At 66.1% G+C, this 23,099-nt stretch carries 17 protein-coding genes; 3 read left to right on the forward strand and 14 right to left on the reverse strand.

Translation table 11 applies throughout. The features are described from left to right. Genes M2342_RS03310 through M2342_RS03335 form a run of 6 tightly spaced genes read right to left on the reverse strand, consistent with a single transcriptional unit; the run spans position 1 to position 7,867 of the window. Entirely contained in the window at positions 1 to 747 is a 747-nt protein-coding gene (locus M2342_RS03310; protein ID WP_264578023.1) for a response regulator, read from the reverse strand. Continuing rightward, positions 744 to 3,413, reverse strand: coding sequence for a sensor histidine kinase (locus tag M2342_RS03315; RefSeq protein ID WP_264578024.1), 2,670 nt, complete (start codon positions 3,411 to 3,413; stop codon positions 744 to 746). The genes M2342_RS03310 and M2342_RS03315 overlap by 4 nt, the downstream gene beginning before the upstream one ends. After that, a complete protein-coding gene (kdpC, locus tag M2342_RS03320) occupies positions 3,410 to 4,000 on the reverse strand; it encodes a potassium-transporting ATPase subunit KdpC (protein ID WP_264576724.1) in 591 nt (196 codons plus the stop codon). The genes M2342_RS03315 and kdpC overlap by 4 nt, the downstream gene beginning before the upstream one ends. Before the next feature lie 11 nt (positions 4,001 to 4,011). Further along, the gene (gene kdpB, locus M2342_RS03325; RefSeq protein ID WP_264578025.1) at positions 4,012 to 6,045 is read right to left on the reverse strand and encodes a potassium-transporting ATPase subunit KdpB; all 2,034 of its coding nucleotides are present in this window, start codon (positions 6,043 to 6,045) and stop codon (positions 4,012 to 4,014) included. Between the two features lie 13 nt (positions 6,046 to 6,058). After that, on the reverse strand, positions 6,059 to 7,762 hold the full coding sequence (kdpA, locus tag M2342_RS03330) for a potassium-transporting ATPase subunit KdpA (protein WP_264578026.1): 1,704 nt from the start codon (positions 7,760 to 7,762) through the stop codon (positions 6,059 to 6,061). 15 nt (positions 7,763 to 7,777) lie between these two features. Beyond that, positions 7,778 to 7,867, reverse strand: a complete 90-nt coding sequence (locus M2342_RS03335; RefSeq protein ID WP_181560703.1) for a potassium-transporting ATPase subunit F — start codon at positions 7,865 to 7,867, stop codon at positions 7,778 to 7,780. 366 nt (positions 7,868 to 8,233) lie between these two features. Here M2342_RS03335 and M2342_RS03340 point away from each other — a divergent pair, with 366 nt between their 5' ends. The 3 genes from M2342_RS03340 to M2342_RS03350 are packed head-to-tail and all read left to right on the forward strand — an operon-like array spanning position 8,234 to position 12,437. After that, a complete protein-coding gene (locus tag M2342_RS03340) occupies positions 8,234 to 9,907 on the forward strand; it encodes an MFS transporter (RefSeq protein ID WP_264578027.1) in 1,674 nt (557 codons plus the stop codon). Then, positions 9,904 to 11,064 carry an HlyD family secretion protein gene (locus M2342_RS03345; RefSeq protein WP_264578028.1) on the forward strand — a complete coding sequence of 387 codons (1,161 nt, stop codon included), beginning with the start codon at positions 9,904 to 9,906 and terminating at the stop codon, positions 11,062 to 11,064. Before M2342_RS03340 ends, M2342_RS03345 begins: the two co-directional genes overlap by 4 nt. After that, positions 11,064 to 12,437, forward strand: a complete 1,374-nt coding sequence (locus tag M2342_RS03350) for an efflux transporter outer membrane subunit (RefSeq protein ID WP_264578029.1) — start codon at positions 11,064 to 11,066, stop codon at positions 12,435 to 12,437. The genes M2342_RS03345 and M2342_RS03350 overlap by 1 nt, the downstream gene beginning before the upstream one ends. A gap of 25 nt (positions 12,438 to 12,462) precedes the next feature. On the opposite strand, the gene M2342_RS03355 is transcribed toward M2342_RS03350, so the two are convergent. From M2342_RS03355 to M2342_RS03390, 8 genes are all read right to left on the reverse strand, one after another. Then, positions 12,463 to 13,032, reverse strand: coding sequence for an alpha-ketoglutarate-dependent dioxygenase AlkB (locus tag M2342_RS03355; protein ID WP_264579976.1), 570 nt, complete (start codon positions 13,030 to 13,032; stop codon positions 12,463 to 12,465). Between the two features lie 16 nt (positions 13,033 to 13,048). Continuing rightward, positions 13,049 to 13,312: a DksA/TraR family C4-type zinc finger protein gene (locus M2342_RS03360; RefSeq protein ID WP_264571358.1), complete on the reverse strand. Its 264-nt coding sequence runs from the start codon at positions 13,310 to 13,312 to the stop codon at positions 13,049 to 13,051. A 65-nt stretch (positions 13,313 to 13,377) separates the two neighbouring features. Then, a complete protein-coding gene (gene malQ, locus M2342_RS03365) occupies positions 13,378 to 15,348 on the reverse strand; it encodes a 4-alpha-glucanotransferase (RefSeq protein WP_264578030.1) in 1,971 nt (656 codons plus the stop codon). Between the two features lie 11 nt (positions 15,349 to 15,359). Continuing rightward, entirely contained in the window at positions 15,360 to 15,692 is a 333-nt protein-coding gene (locus M2342_RS03370; RefSeq protein ID WP_264578031.1) for a DUF2934 domain-containing protein, read from the reverse strand. Next, positions 15,631 to 17,907: a malto-oligosyltrehalose synthase gene (treY, locus tag M2342_RS03375; RefSeq protein ID WP_264578032.1), complete on the reverse strand. Its 2,277-nt coding sequence runs from the start codon at positions 17,905 to 17,907 to the stop codon at positions 15,631 to 15,633. The genes M2342_RS03370 and treY overlap by 62 nt, the downstream gene beginning before the upstream one ends. A gap of 2 nt (positions 17,908 to 17,909) precedes the next feature. Next, complete coding sequence (gene treZ / locus M2342_RS03380) at positions 17,910 to 19,640, reverse strand: malto-oligosyltrehalose trehalohydrolase (protein ID WP_264578033.1); 1,731 nt, start codon at positions 19,638 to 19,640, stop codon at positions 17,910 to 17,912. Next, entirely contained in the window at positions 19,637 to 21,787 is a 2,151-nt protein-coding gene (glgX, locus tag M2342_RS03385) for a glycogen debranching protein GlgX (RefSeq protein ID WP_264578034.1), read from the reverse strand. The genes treZ and glgX overlap by 4 nt, the downstream gene beginning before the upstream one ends. Continuing rightward, complete coding sequence (locus tag M2342_RS03390) at positions 21,784 to 23,022, reverse strand: glucose-1-phosphate adenylyltransferase family protein (RefSeq protein WP_264578035.1); 1,239 nt, start codon at positions 23,020 to 23,022, stop codon at positions 21,784 to 21,786. The genes glgX and M2342_RS03390 overlap by 4 nt, the downstream gene beginning before the upstream one ends. Positions 23,023 to 23,099 lie beyond the last annotated feature (77 nt).

Genomic DNA, 23,099 nt, shown 5'->3' on the forward strand with positions numbered 1-23,099 from the left:
TTATCCGCCGGACGTCGCCGCTGTGTCTTCTGCGGCGAACTCTTCCGTCTCGCCTTCGACATTGAAGCGCAGGCGATAGCCGATGCCAAGCTCGTTGCCGATGATCCGGGGCCGCTGCGGATCGGCTTCCAGCTTCTGGCGCAGCGTGCGGACGAGCACGCGCAGATACTCCACATGATGCGCCTTTTCGTGCGGCCAGGCATGGGCCATGATCTGCTGATGCGTGATCACGCGGCCGGGGAATTTGGCGAGCTGGGCGAGCACGGTATATTCCTTGGGCGTCAGGTGCACTTCCTTCCCCGCCTTCAGCACGACCCTGTTGAGAAGATCGATTTCCACGTCGCCCGCCCGCACCATGGACACGCCGCCATCCTTGGCCATGCGATTGCGCAGCGCCACGCGCACGCGCGCCAGCAGCTCGTCGGTATCGAACGGCTTGGTCAGATAATCGTCGGCACCCAGATCGAGCGCGGCGACCTTCTGGTCCGTCGCGTCGCGGGCCGAGACGATGATCAGCGTCGTGTCCGACTGCTGCTTGAACAGCGGCACCAGTTCCAGGCCATCCCGGTCGGGCAGTCCCAGATCGAGGAGGCTGATGTCAGGTCGCTCCGCCTTCAGCCGCTCCATCGCTTCGCGCGCATTCTCGGCTTCGACGATGGCGTAATCGGCCCGGGCCAGCGCGGTGTGGATCAGCTTGCGGATATGCGGCTCGTCATCGACGATCAGCACCTTGTGACGGACGTTCATAGCAGATCCTCGTGGGGGACGTCGGAGATGATCAGCGCCTGCGGGATCGTGATCGTGAAGGCGGCGCCGCGTGGCTCGGCATTGTTCGCGGCCGACACCGTCAGGCCCATGGCCTCGGCAAAGCCTTTCACGATGGCAAGGCCAAGGCCGGTGCCATGCTTCGCCCGGTCCGAGCCTTCCAGCCGCGTAAAGGTATCGAATACCCGCGCTTCTGCACCCGCCGGAATGCCCGGCCCTTCGTCGACCACCGACAGGGCGATCGCATCCGGCAGGCGCTGGCCGCGCACGATCACGGGCGTGCCGGGATGAGCATAGCGACCGGCATTGTCCAGCAGGTTGATGAGACAGTGATGAAGCAGCGTCGGGTCTACACGGACCAGCGGAATGTCGGGCGCGATCTCTACCTCGACCGCATGGCCCTGCAGGGACTGGCGCGTATCATGCACGGCGCCCGCGACAGCATCAAAGAGGTCGGTCGGCTCGACCTTGAGCGGCAAGGCGCCGGCCTCCACCCGCGCCATGTCCAGCAGGTTGGCGACAAAGCGGTTTAGCCTTTGCGCTTCGGCATCGACGGTGTCGAGCAGATCGGAGGGATGCTGGCGTTTCAGCTCGTGGACCGCGGAGAGGATGGTCGTCAGCGGCGTCCGCAAATCGTGACTGACCGAGGAGAGCAGCGCCGCGCGCAGCCGGTCGCGCTCCTTGATCTGTCGCGCATCCAGCATCTCCTGCTCCAGCGCCATGCGATCGAAGGCGATGGAGGCCTGATCGAGCAGGCTCATCAGAAGCGGAACCTGATCGGAGCGCAGCGGTGGCCCGGCATCTTCCCGGGCCAGACCCAGCACGCCGAGCACGCCGCGCTTGGTCCGCAGCGGATGGAACAGCCAGTCCGAGGCGGTAAGCGTAGACGATCCGCGCCCGGCCGGCTGCTCATTGTCCATCGCCCATTGCGCGGCGGCCTTCTCGATCTGTTCGAGCCGATCCTCAGGTGGCACCGCCGCGCGCAGTTGCGGGCCGTCCGGCGATGGCAGCAGCAGCACGGTGCGCAGTTGGAGCAGGCGGCCGACTTCCGCGCAGATGGCGTGCATCAGCTCCTCCTGGCTCGCCGAGGCGGTGATTTGCCGGGAAAACCCTGCAAGAGCCGCGTTCTGGCGCGCGCTGGACTGAGCAAGGTCGGCCTGGGCGCGGACGCGCGCGGCGAACTGGCTGGTCACGATCGCCACACCCAGCAGCACCAGTATGCTGACGACATTCTCGGGATTATTGACCGTCAGCGTGCCGGTCGGCGGCAGGAAGAAAAAGTTGTAGGCGAGGCTCGAAAGCAGGCCCGAGACCAGCCCCGCCCGCAGGCCATAGCTGGCGGCGGCGAACATCACGGGCACGAGGTACATGAGCGCGATATTGCTGAGGTCGATCGCCTCGATGAGCAGCCTGCCGAGCGCTGTCATCGCGGCAATCATTACCGCCGACCAGAGATAGTGGGACGGTTTGCCCCATCCCTGGCGAAAACGCTGGCGCACCGCCTGCGGGCCGGGCGTGACGGCGTCGCCGGGCAGGACATGCACCGCGACATCGCCGATCTCGCGCACCAGCTTGTCGACCACGGAGCCATGGCGCAGCTCGAACCACCAGGGCCGCGCCGATTTGCCGATCACGATCTGGGTCGCGCGGGCGTCGGCCACATATTCTTTCAGCCCCTCGACGACGGACGTCGCAGGGATCGTCGCAGTCGTGGCGCCGAGGCGGGATGCGAGCGCCATGGTATCGGCCAGCTGCTCCCGCTCTTTGGGGGTGAAGGAGAGGCTGCGCTGGGTCTCGATATGGACGGCGGACCACGGCGCCTTGAGCGCATCGGCGAGCCGCTTGGCCGCGCGCACAAGGCCCTGCGCGCTGGTGACTTCGCTGATCGCGACCAGAATGCGTTCCCCCGCCGCGAAACTGCCGGCCAGGGCATGGGCACGCACATAATCGAGCATCTGGGCATCGACGGCCTGTGCGGCGCGGCGCAGTGCCATCTCGCGCAGGGCTGCGAGGTTGGACTTTGAGAAGAAATGGTTGAGCGCGCGGCTTGCTTCCTGCGGAATATAGACCTTGCCCTCTTTCAGGCGCTCGATCAGCTCGTCCGGCGGGATATCGACCACCTCGATCTCGGCCATTTCGAGGATGGAATCGGGCACGGTCTCGCGCACATGGATGCGGGTGAAGGAGGCGACGACGTCGTTGAGGCTCTCGACATGTTGGATATTGACCGTGGAATAGACGTCGATGCCCGCGTCCAGCAGTTCCTCGACATCCTGATAGCGCTTGGGGTGTCTGCTGCCCGGCGCATTGCTGTGCGCCAGCTCATCCACCAGCACGAGCTGGGGGCGGCGTGCGAGGATGGCGTCGATGTCCATCTCGCCGAGCCGGTGCCCTTTATGCTCGACGGCGCGGCGGGGGATGACCTCATGCCCGATCAGCAGCGCCTCGGTCTCCTTGCGGCCATGGGTCTCGACGATGCCGACCACGACGTCGATCCCAGCCCTGAGCCGCTGCATGCCGTCGGTCAGCATCTCGTAGGTTTTGCCGACGCCCGGAGCAGCTCCCAGGAAGATCTTGAGACGGCCGCGACCTTCCTGCGTCGCCTGACGCAGAAAGGCTTCCGGATCGCGGCGGTCTGGATCGCTCATGACGGCGTGGTAGCGCCGATTCCGTCCAGACGTCGATTGATTTCCAGCACATTGACGCGCGGCTCACCCAGAACACCGAGCAGCGGTTGTTCGATGCTCTGGTCGACAAGGGACCGGACCCTGGCTGCGTCCCAGCCGCGCGCACGGGCAATCCGGTCCACCTGATAGTAGGCCGCCTGCGGGGTGATGTGCGGATCGAGGCCTGAGCCGGATGCCGTGACCAGATCGGCCGGGACCCGCTTGCCGGGATTGGTCCGTTCCAGCGTGGCTATGTCTGCCTGCACACGGTCGATGAGCGCGCGGCTGGTCGGGCCGAGGTTGGAGCCGGAAGATGCCATGCCATCATAGCCGTCGCCCGCCGCCGAGGGGCGGGGGTGGAAATAGCGATCCGCCGTGAACGCCTGCCCGATCAGGCGCGAGCCGACCGGCTTGCCCTTCTGTTCGACCAAGCTGCCATTGGCCTGTGATGGAAAGATCAGCTGGCCGATGCCGGTGAGCGCGAGTGGATAGGCGAGCCCCAGCAGGAGGGCGAAGAGCGCTGTCATGACCAAAGCCGGTCTGAGCGCGGTGAGAATGTCCTTGTTCATGCGTCTGTTCCTCAGGCGAGGCCAAGGCCGTTGACGGCCAGGTCGATGAGCTTGATGCCGGCGAAGGGCGCGATCAGGCCGCCCAGGCCGTAGATGGCGAGATTGCGCGCCAGCAGCGGACCGGCGCCGATCGGCTTGTAGGTCACCCCCTTGAGCGCGAGGGGCACCAGCAGCGGGATGATGAGGGCGTTGAAGATGATCGCTGACAGGATGGCGCTCTGCGGCGTCGCGAGGCCCATGACGTTGAGCACGCCCAGCCCCGGATAAAGCACGACGAACATGGCCGGGATGATCGCGAAATATTTGGCGACATCATTCGCGACGGAGAAAGTGGTGAGCGCCCCCCGGGTCATCAGCAACTGCTTGCCGAGGCCGACGATCTCGATCAGCTTGGTGGGGTCGCTGTCGAGATCGACCATGTTGCCTGCCTCGCGCGCCGCCTGCGTGCCGGTGTTCATGGCGACGCCGACATCGGCCTGCGCCAGCGCGGGCGCATCGTTGGTGCCGTCACCGCACATGGCGACGAGGCGGCCGCCTTGCTGCTCCTTGCGGATCAACGCCAGCTTGTCCTCCGGTGTCGCCTGAGCCAGGAAATCGTCGACCCCCGCCTCGGCGGCGATCGATGCGGCGGTCAGCGGATTATCGCCGGTAATCATCACCGTGCGGATGCCCATATTGCGCAGTTCGCCGAAGCGCTCGCGGATGCCCGCCTTGACCACATCCTTGAGGAAGATTGCCCCCAGAAGCTCGCCGTCCTTGGCGACGGCCAACGGCGTGCCGCCGGCGCGGGCGATCTCGTCGGTGATGCGCCGCAGTTCCGCCACCGCGGGGCTTTTGTCCGGGCCTGCCATGGCATTCAGGACCGCATCGACAGCGCCCTTGATGACCGTGGTGTCGCCCGTGACCACGCCGGAAATCCGGGTTTGCGCGGTGAAGGGGATCACCTGCGCATCGGCCGGCAGGGCTTGGGCCGCCTCACCGAATTTCTCGCGCGCGAGCGCCACGATCGAGCGGCCTTCCGGCGTCTCATCGGCCAGACTGGCCAGCAGGGCGGCTTCGGCCAACTGGGCCGGCGTCGCCCCGCCGACCGGCCGGAATGCCGTCGCCTGCCGGTCACCGACCGTGATCGTGCCGGTCTTGTCGAGCAGCAACACATCGATGTCGCCCGCAGCCTCAACAGCCCGGCCGGACTTGGCCAGCACATTGAAGCGCACGAGCCGATCCATGCCGGCAATGCCGATGGCCGAGAGCAAAGCGGCGATGGTGGTCGGAATGAGCGTGATGAGAAGGGCCGCGAGCATCGACACCGGAATGGCGCCGCCGGCATAGCTGGCGAAACCGGGAATGGTGCCGACCGCGATCAGGAAGATGATGGTGAGGCCGACCAGCAGCAGCGTCAGCGCGATTTCGTTTGGCGTCTTCTGCCGTTCGGCGCCTTCCACCAGCGCGATCATGCGATCGAGAAATCCCTGGCCGGGATTGACGGTGACGCGCACGTGGATCTCGTCCGAGATGACTCGCGTGCCAGCCGTCACCGCAGACCGGTCGCCGCCCGCCTCCCGGATGACCGGGGCGGACTCGCCGGTAATCGCGGCCTCGTTGACCGAGGCGACGCCTGCGACGACCTCGCCATCCGAGGGGATGAGATCGCCGGTCCCGACCAGCACGGTGTCGCCGACCCGCAGCGCGCTGGCCGGCACGGTCTCGGGCTCCTGGCCGTTCTTCAGGCGGCGGGCGGTGAGGTCCGCCTTGGTCGCGCGCAAGGATGCCGCCTGTGCCTTGCCGCGCCCTTCGGCCAGCGCTTCGGCAAAGGTGCCGAAGAGGACGGTCAGCCACAGCCAGATGACGAGCTGGAGCTTGAAGCTGGCGGCAAGGCCATCCTGACCGACGATGAGCAGCACCGTCAGGAGCACCGCCACGATGGCGGTCGTGAACATCACCGGGTTACGGATGAGCTGGCGCGGGTTCAGTTTGCGGACCGAGTCCGTGATCGCCGGGACGATCAGATCGGCCGTGAAGAGCGATGGGGACGCTTGGCGTGCCATGGAGGGGCTCCAATCAGAAAAGCTGGCCACGGATCATCGCAAGATGATCGGCGATCGGACCAAGGGCGAGGCTGGGCAGGAAGGTGAGGCCGCCGACGATCAGCACGATTCCCACCAGCAGGCCGGTCCAGAGCGGCCCGGTGGTCGGAAAACTGCCCGCCGTCTCCGGCGTATAGGTCTTCGCCGCCAGCCCGCCGGCAATCGCCAGCATGGGCACGATGACGAAGAAGCGGCCGACCCAGATGGCGACGCCCAGAATCCCATTGTAGAAAGGCGTGTTGGCCGAGAGGCCGGCAAAGGCCGATCCATTGTTCGCCACCGCGCTGGTGAAGGCGTAGAGAATCTCGGAAAAGCCGTGCGGTCCCTTGTTGAGCGGGCCGGCCAGCCCGGCCTCGGTGACCGAAGCGATGGCCGTGAAGCCCAGGATCATGAGCGGCAGCACGGCGATGGCGAGAACCGCGAGCTTGACCTCGCGGGCCTCGATCTTCTTGCCGACATATTCCGGGGTTCGCCCGACCATCAGCCCCGCGACGAACACTGCGAGGATGGCGAACAGCAGGAAGCCATAGATGCCGGCGCCGACGCCACCGACAACGACCTCACCCAATTGCATGTTGAAGAGCGGGATCAGGCCACCAAGCGCGGTGAAGCTGTCATGCATCGCATTGACCGCGCCGCAGGAGGCCGCCGTGGTGACGACGGAAAAGAGCGCGGAGGCGGCGATGCCGAAGCGGACTTCCTTGCCCTCCATATTGCCGCCGGCGATGCCGAGGCTGTGCAGGATGGGGTTGCCCGTTGCCTCCTGCCAGTAGGTGATCGTCGTTCCGGCCAGGAAGAGCAGCATCATGGCGGCAAGGATCGCCCAGCCCTGGCGACTGTTCCCGACAGCCTTGCCGAAGGTGTAGGTGAGGCCCACCCCGATCACGAAGATCGAGAGCATCTGGACGAAGTTGACGAGCGCCGTCGGGTTCTCGAACGGATGCGCGGAGTTGGCGTTGAAAAAGCCGCCGCCATTGGTGCCGAGCATCTTGATCGCTTCCTGCGAGGCGACCGGCCCCAGCGCGAGGGTCTGCCTCGCACCTTCCAGCATCGTTACATCGACCGACCCCGCCAGCGTCTGCGGCACGCCGCTCGCAATATAGAAGAGCGCGATGACGCAGCAGAGCGGCAGCAGCAGATAGAGCGTCACCCGCGTCACATCGGCCCAGAAATTGCCGATGCCCTTGGCTTCCCGCCGCGCGAACCCGCGGAACAGCGCAAAGGCCAGCGCGATCCCGGTCGCTGCCGACAGGAAGTTGTGGATCGTCAGGCCGAGCATCTGGCTAAGGGGCGACATCGTCGACTCACCGCCGTAATTTTGCCAGTTGGTGTTGGTCGCAAAGCTGATTGCCGTGTTGAAGGCGAGCGGCTGGCTCACCCCCGGATGGCCCAGCGGGTTGAGGGGCAGCAAGCCCTGCAAGCGCAGGATCGCATAAGTGAAGACCAGTAGCGCCGTGTTGAACAGGAGCATGTGCACGGCATAGCGGCGCCAGCTTTGCTCCTCCTGCGGGTCGATGCCCGCCAGCCGGTAGAAGCCGCGCTCCAGTGGCCCGAGCAGGCCATGGAGCGGCGTCCGCCGCCCTTCATAGAGCGCGAAGAGCCACAGGCCGACGGGTTTGGCCAGTGCCAGCAATATGCCGACAAAGGCGAGGATCATGATCCATCCCTGAGCTGTCATGATGTCGCTCCCCGATCAGAAGCGTTCGGGGCGTGCGAGCACGGCCACCAGATAGAAGAGCAGGCCGACCGCGGTCGCAGCGGCCAGCCAATGGTCGATAGTCATGGCCGCCTCCCTACGCCTTGTCGCACAGCGCTGCGTAACCGAGCGTTGTGGCCAGCAAGCCGAGGGTGAGCCCCAACCAGAGCATATCCTGCATGATCGTTCTCCTGCACGACGTCGGAGACCGCAGGAGATGCGGCGCCGAATCATGTGCCGCAGGTCAAATAAGGCAGAGCTGCATTTGAATTCGAGAGACAGGAAAGGCGATCCGCATAGTATTTGCATATGAATCGCGCAGGTCTGGGGCCGCAGCGCGCTGGACTGGCCGACAGACCGCCCATCCCTGGAACGATCCGCGCGCTGAACACTTTGCATTGCAGTCTTCAGATATCCGTCCGAGGATAGAGGCTGGCATGGAAAGGCCCGTGGTTGAGCAGACGGTCTGAAGAGTCGGAATATCAGTTCGAGCCGCACGAGCGGCCGATGATGCCGGGGTCTCCGGCGACGCCCTACCACCCAGGCCGGCGCCGTCTGGGATATTTGCTGATCGGCGTGCTGCTCGGCCTCACGGGTGGTTTTATCAATGGCCTGCTGATGGCGAACCTGCCCCAGATCCAGGGTGCGCTCGGGCTGACCAGCGTGGAGGCCGGCTGGCTGACCGCCGCCTATACGATGACCAATGTCTGCATGAGCCTGCTGCTCATCAAGTTCCGCCAGCAATTCGGCATCCAGCGCTTTGTGCGGATCGTGCTGATCGGCTTTCTCGTGCTCAACACGCTGCAACTCTTCGTGCACAGCTATGGTCTGGAACTCTTTGTGCGCGCGGGCAGCGGCATCGTCGCAAGCGGCCTGTCCACGATGGCGCTGTTCTACATCATGCAATCGATGAAGGCTGAGGCGCGGCTGGGCGGGCTGGTGCTGGGCGTCGGCGTCTCGCAGATCGCGACTCCGCTTGCCCGGGTGATCTCCCCGGCATTGCTCATCCATGGCGATGTGCAGAACCTGTACCTGTTCGAGTTCGGCCTCACATTGCTCTGCCTCGCCGGGGTGTGGCTGCTGCGCCTGCCGCCAAGCGAGCGCATCGACGCCTTCGAGCCGCTGGATTTCCTGACCTTCGCCTTGTTCGCCCCCGGCATAGCCCTGCTCTCCGCCGTGCTCGTGCAGGGGCGCATCGTCTGGTGGTCGACGCAGTGGCTGGGCTATGCGCTGGCCGGCGCGATCCTGCTGATCGGCGCGGCGGTGATCGTGGAGCACAACCGCGCCAATCCGCTGCTCAACACGCGTTGGATGGGCAGCGCGGCGATCATCCGGTTCGCCGTCATCGCCGCCAGCATGCGTGTGTTGCTCGGCGAGCAGAATGTCGGCGCCAGCGGCCTGCTGACCGTGCTCGGCATGGGGCAGGACCAGCTGATCGGTTTCTACACGGTGGTCACTCTGGCGACCATATTCGGGCTGGCGGTCAGCCTGAAAACGCTCAAGCCGACGGACCTGCTCAAACCCGTGATTATCTCCTGCGCGCTCATCGCCATCGCGGCGTTCTTCGACACCCAGTCCAGCAATCTCACGCGCCCGGCGCAGCTTTATGTGACCCAGGCGATGATTTCCTTCGCCGCGATCTACTTCATGGGGCCAACGCTCATGGCCGGCATCCTGCAGGCGCTCGCCAAGGGGCCGAGCCATATCGTCAGCTTTTCGGCCGTGTTCGGCATTTCGCAGCAATTGGGCGGCATCGGCGGGGCGGCTCTGCTGGGCAGCTTCCAGATCATTCGCGAGCGCTTCCATTCTGAAATGCTGGTCCAGTCGCTCGTCGGCACCGATCCGCAGGTGGCGCAGCGCATCCAGCAGCTGGGCGGCGCCTATGCACGGACGCTGGGCGATCCGGCCTTGCGTCAGGCGGAGGGCAGCATCCTCCTCTCCCAGCAGGTCGCGCGGGAGGCCAATATCCTGGCGTTCAACGACGTGTTCATGCTGGTCGGTGCGCTGGCCACGCTCGCCTTTGTGTACCTTGGCGCGCGGTGGATCTATTATCGTCGCAAAGGCATTACCCCCCTGGCCGAAGAGCTTGCGGCCTTGGCGGCAATGAGGACCAGGGCCCAATCATGAGTGACACCTCCGCCGAACATCCGCGCCCATCGAACCGGACCGACCGTCTGGAAGATCCGGTGGAAGTGCCCAATGACACCACCCCCGTGGCCAGCGCGCCGAAACGCGGCTGGGCGCCCCCGCAAGCCGGCCGCAGGGTCACGCTGCTGGCCGTGCTGTTCATCGTCGTCGGCATTCTCATCGTGCTTTACGCTTGGGGCCTGCCGCCTTTTTCCTCGGCTGTTCAGACGACGGACAATGCCTATGTGCGCGGCCAGACCACGGTCATCGCGCCGCAGGTGAACGGCTATGTGGTGGAGGTGCAGGTTCAGGATTATGAGCAGGTCCGCAAAGGGCAGGTCCTCGCGCGGATCGACGACCGGATCTATCGCCAGAGAGTGGCGCAGGCGCAGGCCCAACTTGCCACGCAGCGCGCCAACCTCGCCAATAGCAGCCAGAGCGAAGCGTCGAGCCAGGCGCAGCTTGCCGGGCAAGCCGCCAGCGTGGCCAACGCCAAGGCGCAACTGGCGCGCGCGCAGGCCGATATGCGCCGGGTGAATGATCTCGTCAGCCAGGGGTCGGTCTCCCTGCGCGAGCGGGACCAGACTCTGGCGGCGTTGCGGCAGGCGGAAGCGGCCGTGCTGCAGGCGCAGGCGCAGCAGCAGGTGGCGAGCGAGCAGGTCCGCACCGTGACGGTCGGGCGCGGTGGCCTGCGCGCCAATGTCGATGCGGCCCAAGCGGCGCTGCGCCTCGCGGAGATCGATCTCGCCAACACGATCATTCGCGCCCCGCAGGATGGGCGGCTGGGTGAGGTGGGCGTGCGGCTGGGGCAATATGTCACGGCCGGCTCGCAGCTGACATTCCTCGTGCCGCCCTTCGTCTGGGTGGCGGCGAACTTCAAGGAAGCGCAGACGGCCCATATGGCGCCGGGCCAGACCGTGCGGCTGCGGGTCGACGCACTGGACGGGGCTGTCATCCACGGCAGGGTCGAGCGGCTGGCGCCCGCCGCCGGCAATGAGTTTCAGGTCATCCGATCCGACAATGCCACCGGCAATTTTGTGAAGGTGCCGCAACGGATCACGGTGCGGATCGCGCCGGATGCCAAGGACCCCCTCTATGCGCGGCTGAGGCCGGGCATGTCCGTCCAGGCCAGGGTCGATACGGCAGGGCACAGGTGATGCGGCCGGCCATCGCCTTGCTGGGCGTCGCGTGCCTGTCCGGCTGCATGGCGCCCCCGACGCCGCTGCCCTCCTCGGCCACCGTGGCGCCGCCTGCCGGCTGGCAAAATGCCGTGGTGGGGGACGGAGAGGTCGATGCCGGCTGGTGGCGGGCATTCAATGATCCCGCGCTGACGCAGCTGGTTGAGACCGCGATCGCCAACAATGTCGACATTGCTATCGCTGCCGCGCGGGTCCGCGAAGCGCGGGCGCAGGAGCGGCTGGCGCGCGCGCAGCTTTTCCCCACGCTGGATGCGACCGCCGCCGGCTCCCACGGCCGATCGCTCAACCCGTTCGGCCAGGCGACAGAGGGCACCAGCGCCCAGCCTGCGCTGCAGGTGGCTTATGAACTCGATCTGTTCGGCAGGATCGACGATCAGACATCGGCGGCGAGATCGGCCTGGTTGGCCAGTCAGGCCGCCCGTGATGCGACGGCGCTTTCGGTCGGCGCGGCCACGGCATCGGGCTACATCACGCTGCTGGCCCTCGATGCGCGTCGCGACGTCGTCCGCCGGACGATCACGGCACGGGCCGAAAGCCTTCGCATCGCCCGCTCCCGCGCCGAGGCCGGCTACACCTCCCAGCTGGAGTTGCGCCAGGCCGAGGCGGAATATCAGGCCGCAGCCATCATCCTCCCGCAGGTCGATCTGGCGATCCTGCGGCAGGAGAATGCCCTGCGCCTGTTGACAGGGGATGGGCCGGGCGTGATCCAGCGCGGCGGATCGCTCGACGCCCTCGTCGCGCCGCCCGTGCCCGACCAGGGGCTGCCGTCCGAGCTGCTGCGCCGCCGGCCCGACATCGCGCAGGCAGAGTTCGCTCTGGCCGCATCGGATTCCACCCTGTCAGCCGCGCGCAAGCAGTTCCTGCCGAGCCTTCGCCTGTCTGCTGCGGCGGGCGCGATCTTCAGCAGCGCGCTGGCGAACCCGGTGACGATCTGGTCCGTCGGCGGCAGCGTGCTGGCGCCCTTGTTCGAGGGCGGGCGCTTGCGCGCCGGCGTGGAAACGGCGGCCGCCCGCCGCGATCAGGCCGCCTTTGCCTATCGCAAGACGGCCCTGACGGCGTTTGGCGAAGTGGAGAATGCGCTGGGCAATGTCGCCAGCCTCCGCCAGCAACGCGCGAGCGCTGAGGCGCAAAGGGCCGCCATTGCCGACGCGTTGCGCCACGCCACCAACCGCTATCGCGCCGGCTACAGCAGTTATCTGGAAGAACTCGATGCACAGCGCGCCCTGCTCTCCGCCGACCTTGCGCTGGTGCAACTGCGTGCCGATCAGCTCAACGCCCTGATCACCCTGTATCAGGTGCTGGGCGGCGGCTGGGAGAGCGATGCGCGTTGACCTGCGCTAGCTTCGGGAGGCTGGCTCAGCCTCGGCGCCCTTTGTCGGATAGGCTGCGGAAGGTGATCGACCAGCGCGGCTGTGTCATCGGCGCGATGCTGTGTTCCCAGTCGTGCCGGACCTCGCCGCTCAGATGGTAGACCGATCGCGGCGCCAGTTCGAGCTTCGCGCGCTCGAAGCCGCCCGCATGGCGCCGGCGCAGCCGCAGCACCGCATCGCTGCCGAGCGAAATGCCCACGACATGCTCGAACACCGGCCGATCCCTGTGCCAGCCGATACCGGCCCCCGCATCATAGCGGGTCAGCAGCGACTGAACGAGATCGTCAGCGGCGAGCCCTGCAAAGCGGGCGGCGCGGGCTCTGAGCGGGAGCAGCCAGTCGGGTATGGCGTCGGTCGTCCCGAAGCTGCCGGTCTCGAAATCGTAGCGCCATCCAAAAGAGTGGGTGAGGCGCTTGCCGGTCCACTGCTGGAACCGGAACGGCGCCAGGTCCAGTGCGTCGATCCGCTCGATCAGCGCGGCTTCCTCCCGGGCATCGATGATGTTTGAGCGGGCGGTCAGGCCGGGCACAATGGGCGTATCGAACAGGTCGAGCATCGTCATGCCGGCGGCCTCACCGCAACTGGCTGTCCTTGCTGCCGCGCCGGTTGATGGCGGAAAATGACGGGCGCCTGTCGCGCGCCGACTGGCAGGCGACGCAGGTCCGCGCGCCAGGCAGCGCCTTTCTGCGCGCCTCGGGGATTTCCTCGCCGCATTCCTCGCACGCCAGGGTGCCGGGGCCCGATGGCATCCGCGCCCGGGCGGTTGCCAGAGCGTCTTTCACGCTGTCGTCGATTTGATCCTGAACGGCGCCGTCGGGCGCCCAGCCATTGGCCATGCTCGCCTGCTCCCGCATCTGTGTCTGCGATAAGTCCTATATGGGGTCGCTACCCCCGAATTTCATCAGGTCGCCATGGGGACATCGACGGACGTGTCCGCCTTGCGCCCGCAAAGATCGCGCAGCATCTTCGTGCGGCGCGCGACCTCCGGTCGTCGGAGCAGGGCGTCGATCGGGGCGGGCAGGCGGCGGCGCCAATTGGGGTGCTCGTCGAGCGTGCCGGGAAGGTTGGGCTGTTCCTCCAGGCCCAGCAGATCCTCGATCGAGATGATCTTCACCGGCGTCGGCGCCTGGGCGATGTGGGCGAGGGCTGCGTCGACCACGCTGTCCGTCGAGACGCTGGCAAGCGCCTCGGGCGCGCCGGCCAGCAGGTTCCACAGATGCTCGCGCTCCTCGGCGCGCCGGTCATGGTCTGCGGGCGTCTCGGGCTGCAGGCTCTGCCGCCATTCCAGATCGCGCGCGCGCCACCAGCCGGCGACGGTGGGCGTGTCGTGGGTGCCGGTCATCGCGACGCTGTGCGGGCGATAGGCCGAGGCGGCGGCGAATTTGCCGTGGGCGTCCCGCTCGAACCACAGCACGCTCATGCCCAATATGCCTCGCGCGGCCATGACCTCCATGAAGCTCTCGGGCGCGGTCCCAAGATCTTCGGCAATGATGAACGCCCGACTGCGATGACTTTCGATGGCCAGGATTCGCAGCAGATCGGCGAACGGATAGTCGAGATAGACGCCCTCCGTGCTGGGCGCGCCGTCGGGGATGACCCACAAGCGGCGTAGTCCGAACGCATGATCGATGCGGAGGCCGCCGGCATGGCGCAGGGCCGCCCGGATCATCCGAATCCACGGGCGGAACCCCTGCGCGCGCAGGGCGTGCGGCGAATAGGTGGTAAGGCCCCAATTCTGCCCGTCGGGACCGAGCGGATCGGGCGGGGCGCCGATGGTCAAGCCGCGGAGAAAGCCATCCGGATCGCTCCAGACGTCGCTCCCTCCGGGATCGACCCCCACGGCGAGGTCGGCGATCAGGCCGATGCGCATCCCCGCCTGGCGCGCCGAGGCTTGCACTTTGCCCAGGATCCGGTCGGTCTGGGTCTGCGCCAGAATGTGAACCGCAACCTCCTCCCAGTGGCTCCGGGCGAAATGGTCGACGGCCGGGCTTTGCGGGTTTTGAAACGCGGCCGGCCAGCGCTGCCAGGGGCGGCCGCGAAACTCGATGGAGAGCGCGTCGAATAGCGCGTGGCGGATCAGGGCCGGATCGGATTGCGCGTCGCTCCAGATTGCACGCTGGGCCTCCTCGTCGAGCGCCGCGAAGGCGGCGCGCTGCTTGAGAAGCGCCGCATCCCTGGCTGCGGTCCAGTCGATCAGATCATCATCGGCATGATCAGGCGGCGAAGCAGGCGCATTGGCCAGCAGGGTGTTGAGATAGGTGCGGCTGGACGGCGCATAGGGGCTGAAATGGCGAGCGGAACCCGGCACCAGCGCATGGACTGGACTGATCGCCAGCAGATCGGCACCTTGCTTTGCAAAGCCGAGGCCCGCCACGCGCACATCTTCGAAGGTGCCATACATCCCATCGCTGCGCAGCGAGGGTATCTGGATCGCTGGCCCCCAAATCGCTGGGTCTGCCAGCTCGCAGCATCGGGTCGGCGCCACCGCCAAGGTAAAGACATGGCCTGCGATGTCGACCCGATGATAGCCGATTGCGGAGAAGGCCGGCAGTTGCCCCGCGTGGATAACGAGACGGCCTGCGCTGCCGTCTTCATAGACGACCTCTGCAAAGGCTTCAGCCGCCAGACGATCCGGCAGAGGGACGGGCTGGCCGGCATCCGCACTCAGAAATTCCGGATTCCGCGCGGCCTCTTCAGTCAGTTTGCCCCAAGCCTCCGCCCGCTGCGCATCCGTCTCGGCGGCATAGCCCAGTGCCTGCAGGACCGCTCGAAGCGTGTTCTGCGACACGCTATGCGCGAGCCCGTCGGCATCCTTCCAATGGATCGCGAGCCCTGCCGCGTGCGCCAGGGCTAGAATCTCATCGTCAGGCACAGCGCCCGGCCTCAGGGTGTTTTGGCTTTCTTCGCGCGGCCAGCTGCCGATGCCTTTTTGGCCGGCAGCGCCGTCGAAGCCGGGGAACTGGCGGCCGCCATCGTTTCGCTCTGCTCCTGCGGCAAGGATAGGTCAGCATCATCGGCAGGGGAGGCAGCCTGCTGTTGCTGCTGGCTCAGGACTTCCTGTTCCACCTGCTCCCAATGCTCGCGGTCACGCCCATGGGGTCGGCCTTCGGCTTCCCACAGCTCATAGGCCCGCTTGCTGATCGTCTGATACTGGTCATCGTCCATATTGGGTTCCTTGCGTTTCGTGGGGTCGATCATGCTCGCCTTGCGCAGCATGGGGGCCGGCAATCCGGTCGGGCAGGGGAATGTCGATGGTCACCGCGCGGTTTTGCCATGTCCGGGTGACGCGCAGCCCTTCCGGCGTTCGCTCCAGTCGATAGCTGCCCATGGCGAACAGTTCCGCATCCTCCCGGCGGCGCGCGAGCAGGTCCTGTGTCAGCTTTAGCTTGCGGGCATCGCGCCCGGCGGGGCCGGAGGCCATCGCGTCCCAGTTGACGGCTCGGCGATTGTCCGGGTCGGTCAGGGCAATCGCGACGATTTCGGTGCCCTGATAGATGTCCGGCACTCCGGGCGCGGTGATCTGGAGGGCGGTCTGCGCCAGCATGAGCGCTTCCCATGTCTGCAGGAACGCCTGTCGCTCGTCGTCCGACCACAACGCCCCGTTCTCAAGCGAGGCTCTCAGGGACAGCGCAAGCTCGGTCACGCCGTTTTCAATCTCAAGCGCCGGCTCCTCATAGCTGGATTCAAGCTTCGCCTCGCGCATGGCCTTGGCCATGTGGTCCGCAATGCGTTGCGCGGCATCCGGCTGATCGAGCATCATCAGCGCGCATTGGATGGCATAGATGCCCCAGCGCGGCGGCAATGCCCGATCCTGCGCCTGTGCCAGTGCCTCCCCGTAGAGGCGCGCGCCCAGCTCCGGGAAGGCGGCCAAGGCGATGATCGCGGCCCTGGCATCAGCCGAGCGCTTGGTGTCATGGGTAGAGAGGGCATTGAGCGCGCAGGGGGTCTCGGATGCACGGTCGTTCATGCGCGCGGCAAAGCGCTCAAGGTCGATCGGCTGGAGGTCTGGGGCGGCGCCCACCTCGCAATATGGCAGATAGGCGATGGACCGATAGAAGACGGTATCCTCCTCGGACTTCGCGGTGAGCGCGCCGGTCAGCTGCTCGAATCGGGCTGCAAAGGCGCGCGCCAGCGGATCGTCCGGGGCAGACAGCAGACTGAACACGGGCCCCAGCATACCGCTTGGGTGCGGATCGCCACGCGCACCGGCGAGAGCCTGCGCGCAAAGGTCGCCCGGCGGCATCACGTCGGCGGCGTAGGAGCGATAGACCGGCCAGTGCATCGCAAGCTGCACGATGGCCGCGCGCACCTCCGGCGCTGCGACGGGCGATCCGGCCAGCGCCATGATGGCCGCATCGGTCACCCGGTCGAGCTCGGGCGTAAAGACGGTGTACAGCATCGTCCGGCGGACGCCGCGCACCTCAAGGGCATAGTCCGTCGGCACATGCGCGCGCGCTGCGGCTGCCAAGGCATCCAGCCCTTCCGGCGGGGTCAGCAATTGGGTGACCGGCGCCATGAACTCATAGCCGCTCATGCCCTCGACCGGCCAGCCCGGCGCCAGCGGCTCGCCTTCCTTGACGATCTTCTCCACCCAGATGGGGATGAAGCCCAGCGCCTCGCGTAGCCGGCGGAGGTAGCTGAGCGGGCGGGCCAGCCCATCGATATGGTCGACGCGGACGCCCTGGACGCGCCCGGCTCGAACCTGCTCCACAATCCAGCGATGGGTGAACTCGAAGACCTCGGGGTCTTCCTGTCGCACCCCGATCAGATCGGTGACGTTGAAGAAGCGCCGGTGGACAATGTCGCCGCCATCATCCTGCCAATGGCCGATCTGCCAATGCTGTTCATCGAGCAGCTGCGCCAGCAGGCCTTCGTCCAAGCCTTCTCCGCCCGCCAGCCGCTCCGTCAGCGGTGTTGCGCGCAGGGGGTAATGCTTGTCGTAGACGCGCAGGGTCGGATCATTGCCGATGAGCGAGAAGGCCAGCTGCGCCGCGTCCAGAAGATCGGCCGGCGTCCCGTCCAGAACCGGGAATTGCAGCGGGCCACGGTCCCAGTCGATATCGAACAGGGGCGCAAAACGGCTCTCCTGCCCGTGCCGCATGATATCGGCGATGAAGGGATTTTCCGGCGTGAACGCCATATGGTTGGGCACGATGTCCAATATGATGCCGAGCCCGGCGGCCCGCGCCGCGTCGCTCAGCGCGCGAAAGGCCTCCTCACCGCCGAGCACCGGATCGACCCGATTGGGATCGGTCACGTCATAGCCATGGGTTGAGCCCGTCGCGGCGCTGAACAGCGGCGAGAGGTAGATATGGCTGATGCCCAGCGCCTGCAGCCAGGGAATGCGCGCGCGGACCGCCTCCAGATCGACGCCGTTCCGCAGCTGGATCCTGTACGTCGCGACGAGGCCGGGGGCGCTGGGATGGCGCATGGTCATTGGTCCTTTCGAACGGCGGCGGCGAAAGCGAAGCCGCTTCCTTGCGCAGCCTCCACGAAGAAGGGGTCGGTGGGCGTGGAAAAATCCTCGCCGCCAAGCAGCAAGCGGACGTGTAGGGCCGCCGTTTCAAACTCCCACCGCGCATCGAACGCCGTGCCCTCGCGCTGGACGATGGCCTTGGGCCGTTCCGTCTGCGCGAGGAGCGGCGTGATATGGAAGGCCCGCAGCGCAAGAAGATCGCGCACAAAGGCTTCATGCTCGCGCTGCGCATCGGTGCCCGCGTGCCCGATCATCGAGCGGGCGGCCGTCTGCGGGTCATTGGGGTCCGGCACCGTGCCGGCGAAGGATGTGAACTTCTCGAACTCCCGTGCCCGGCCGGTGCGCACCGCTTCAGCCAGATCGCCCGTGAAATCCGTGAAGAACAGGAACGGCGCTTCGGTCAGGAACTCATCCCCCATGAACAGCATCGGCGTGAAGGGCGTCAGCAGCGTCAGGGCCGTCACCACTCGCAGCGCGGCGCGATCCGCCACCAGATGGTGCAACCGCTCGCCCTGCGCGCGATTGCCGATCTGATCGTGATTGCCCAGAAAATTGATGAACGCCGTTCGGGGCAACAGGGCGGATGGCTCGCCGCGCAAATGCTCATGCGGGGGCCGTTTCTGCCCCTGCTCGACATATCCATCGCGCAGCGCCATCTCGATGTCCGCCAGCGGATCGACGGCGAAGGGGGCGTAATAGCTCTCGTCTTCCCCGGTCAGCAGGCAGTGGATCGCGTGGTGCCAGTCATCGTTCCAGCTGGCATTGAAGGGCGCGTCCGGCTCGAGATAGTCGACGAGGTTGCGCTCATCCTCGGTCACCAGGTGGATCGGGCGTCCCCAGTCTCTCGCGCGCACCGCCTTGCCCAGATCCGCCAGAAAGTCCTCGGTGGTCTGGTCGGCAATGGCGTGAACGGCGTCCAGGCGCAGCCCGTCCAGTTGATATTCCTCCAGCCAGAACATAGCATTGTCGAGGAAGAAGGCGCGAACGGCGGGCACGTCGAAGGCGATGCCGTCCCCCCAGGGCGTGCGGGCCGAGGCGTGGAAGAAGGACGGGCACCAGACGGGCAGATAATTCCCCGAGGGGCCGAAATGGTTGTAGACCACATCGAGCACCACCGCGATGCCGAGCTTATGCGCCGCATCCACGAACTGCTTGAGGCCGTCCGCACCGCCATAGCAAGGATGGGGCGCATAGAGCAGCACACCATCATATCCCCAGCCGCGCGCACCCTCGAACTGGGCGACCGGCATCAGCTCGACGACCGTCACGCCAAGGCTTTTCAGGCGCGGCAATGCCTTTTGCGCGGCGGCAAATGTGCCCTCGGGCGTGAACGTTCCGACATGAAGCTCATAGATGACCGCCTGATGCCAGGGGAGACCCGCCCAGTCGGCGGACCATTGGAAGGCGCGAGGGTCGACCAGGCGCGAGGGGCCGTGAACATCGCCCATCTGTGCCCGCGCTGCCGGATCGGGATAGAGCCTGTCCCCGATGCGAAAACCGTAGGAGGCGCCCGGTCGAGCCGCAGCGGTGCCGGAGAACCAGCCATCTTCGCCCTGCGCCAAGGCTGTCGATACGCCGTCGATCTCGACTGACACTGCTTCGCGATCCGGCGACCAGAGCGAGAAGCGCCATCGCCCGTCTTCTTCGGGCTCTGCGCCCCAGCCCTTGCGGAAATGGTGGCCGGTCATCGTGCGGTCGGCGCGTAGACGCACACGCTGTTGGCGGCGATAGCGAGGACATCGCCTTCGCACGGGTCTTCGCTGAAGGGGTCGGCGCTGGCGGTATCCAGGATGCGCGTCCAGTGCGCGATGCCGTTGGGGTGGGGCAGGGTGAAGTCGAGCGCGTCGCCTGCGTTCACGATGATGAAGAGCGCGCCGATATTCTCATCATCGAGGAAGGCCGCTCGCGCGGAATGGTCGATGAACAGACCGAGGACGCGCAACTCCGTTTCCGCCCACACCGCCTCGTCCATTTCGCGCCCGTCGGGCTGATACCAGGCGACTTCCGTCCGCCCGTCGTCCCCCGCATCGCCGAGCAGGAATGTCTCCTGCGCAAGGACCGGATGATCGAGGCGGAAGCGGACCATCCGCTGCACGAAATCGAGAAACGCATCGTCCCGCTCGGGCCATGAGATCCACGCGGTCTCATTGTCCTGACAATAGACGTTGTTATTGCCCTGCTGGCTGTTGCCGATTTCGTCCCCGCTCAGGATCATCGGCACGCCTTGGCTGAGCAGCATCGTTGCGATCATGTTCCGGCGGCGCTGGCTGCGCGCCGCGCAGATATGGGCGTCGTCGGTTGCGCCTTCGACGCCCATATTGGCGGACAGATTATGATCATGGCCGTCCGCGCCATTCTCGCCATTGGCCTCGTTATGTTTGTCGTTGAAGGACACGCAGTCCATCAGCGTGAAGCCATCATGAGCAGCGAGGAAATTCACCGAGGAGGTGGGGCTCCGGTCCGAATGGTTGAACTGTTCGGGTGAGCCCAGCAGGCTCCCCGCCAGATCGCCGACCAGCCCGCCATCCCCCCGCCAGAACCCGCGCACGGTATCGCGGAACTTGTCGTTCCATTCGCGGAACGGCGCAGGGAAGCCGCCGACCTGATAGCCGCCCTCGCCGACATCCCAGGGCTCGGCGATCAGCTTCACGCCCGCAAGGATGGGGTCCTGCCGGATCGCGCCGAAGAACGTCCCTTCCCGATCGAACCCGGCCGCCTGCCGTCCCAATGTCGAGGCGAGATCGAAGCGGAACCCGTCGACATGCATGACCTGCACCCAGTAGCGCAGTGAATCGAGCACCATTCGCAGCACCATGGGGTGCGCCACGGAGAGCGTGTTCCCCGTGCCGGTCTGGTCGAACGAGTAGCGCGGATGGTCCGGCGACAGGACATAATAAGCCGCATTGTCGAGGCCGCGGAAGCAGAGCGTCGGGCCGCGTTCCGATCCTTCGGCGGTGTGGTTGTAGACCACATCCATGATCACTTCGATGCCGACCCGGTGAAAGCGCTTCACCATCTCTTTGAACTGGCGAATGGCACCGGGGACGCCCTCGCCCTGCTGGAGGAAGCGAGTTTCCGGGGCGAAATAGCCGAGCGTCTGATAGCCCCAGTAATTGGAAAGCCCGCGCTCCAGCAGGCTGCGATCATCGAGGAAGAATTGGCAGGGCAGCAGCTCGATGGCGGAGACGCCGAGCTTGCGGAGATGGTCGAGGATCGGCTCGCACACCATGCCGGCGTACGTGCCGCGCAGTTCCTCCGGCACGTCGGGGTGCGTCATGGTGAGGCCGCGCACATGCGCTTCGTAGATGATCGTCTCGGTCCATGGGAGGCGCAGCGCCGCGTCTCCTTCCCAATCGAAATCGGGGTTCTGCACCACGCTCTTGACCATGAACGGAGCCGAATCCCGCGTGTCGAACGTCAGATCGTCGCCACTCAGGAGATCATAGCCCCACAGCGCATCATCCCATTTGAGCGTGCCGGACACCTCCCGCGCATAAGGGTCGAGCAGCAGCTTGTTGGGGTTGAAGCGATGGCCCTGCTCGGGCTCATAGGGGCCATGCGCGCGATAACCATAGAGTTGACCGGGCTTGAGGCCGGGGAGAAAGCCCGAATGGATCGAGCCTTCGCGTCGGGGTAGTTCGAGCCGCTGAACCTCGTCTTCCCCATCGTCCGAGAACAGCGACAGTTCAATGGCCTCGGCATTGTCGGAAAAGACCGCGAAATGAACGCCGTCGCCGGTATATTCGGCGCCCAGTTCATGGTGCAGCCTGTCCGGCTTTGCGAAGGCCAGAGGCCTCGCGTCTGGCTCCAGGCCGATATCGTCTGCCTGGGTCAAAGTCCGGGCGCCAGCATTCTCCGGCCGCTCTCATCTGACGAGGTATAAGCGGGATAGGGCTTGGCGGATCGCTTCGCGCCGGCGAGCCGGCTCATCGCCTGCGCGGACAGGAGGCGAATGCCGCCTTCCGAGACAAGGCAGCCGTCACCGCACTGCCTGAGCGCTTCGGAGAGATCGAAGCCGTCGGGAATGACGGCATCGCCGGTGACGATCGCATTGTCGATGCGCACATCCGAGCCGACGCGCGCGCCGGGCATCACCACGACGTTGCGAAGCTGGGCTCGCTCGCCGACGCTGGCACCCTGGCCGATCATATGGCCCGGCCAGGCCGGACGGTCGGAAACCGGGGCCGACCGCACCGGCAGGCCAATGGCGCGCCGCCCGGCAACCGGCCAAGAGGGATCGAGCGCGACCCGGCCGCTGGCGATATCGGCATGAATGCCATGATAGGCATCCACCGTGCCGAGATCGCGCCACAGGGGCGCGGCCTGCCCACGCCCGGGCAGCGCGTAGACATAGGCGCCTCGCTGGGCCACCAGCCGGGGCAGGACATGCTTGCCGAAATCCAGATCCTCATGGAGCGGGGCCAGTTCCGCCAGCACCTGCCGCAGCAGCTGCCAGGTGAAGACATAGATGCCCATCGATGCAAAGGCATGACCGGGACGGTCCGGCGCTTCCGCAGGCGAGGCCGGCTTCTCCGCGAAATCGGTGATCAGGCCATCCGCGCCAGCCGTCATGACGCCGAATTGGTCGGCGTCGGCCAGCGGGACGTGAACCGCGCCGACCGTCACTTTCGCGTTGCTCAGCATGTGGCGTTCGATGAACGGCCGGTAGTCCATCTGGTAAAGGTGATCGCCCGCGAGGACCACGACATGATCCGGCGCTTCCTGGTCGATCTGGTCGCTGATCTTGACGACCGCGTCCGCCGTTCCGTTGAAGGGGCCGCATTCATTGCCGTCGAGCACGTCTAGCTCGATGCCGCCAAAGCGCTGCCATGTCTGGTTCAAATGGCGATGCAGCGCGTCGGGCTCATATTGGGTGAGCACCAGTGCGCGGGGGATGCCGGAATTGGCGACGTTCGCCAGCGTGAAATCGATGAGCCTGCCCACATCGCCAACCGGCAGAGCAGGTTTGGCGAGCGCGCTGGTCAGATCATGAAGGCGACTGCCCCGACCGCCTGCCAGGACAAGAGCCAGCGCCGCAGAAGTCGCATGCCGGGCATTCGATTGGCTCATGTCTACCTCAGGTCAAAGGAAATCTTCGCCTGATTAACCAACGGCAACGCGCACTGTTCCCTGTCTTTACATATGTT

This window comes from Sphingobium sp. B8D3A (assembly GCF_025961995.1).
GTDB lineage: Bacteria > Pseudomonadota > Alphaproteobacteria > Sphingomonadales > Sphingomonadaceae > Sphingobium.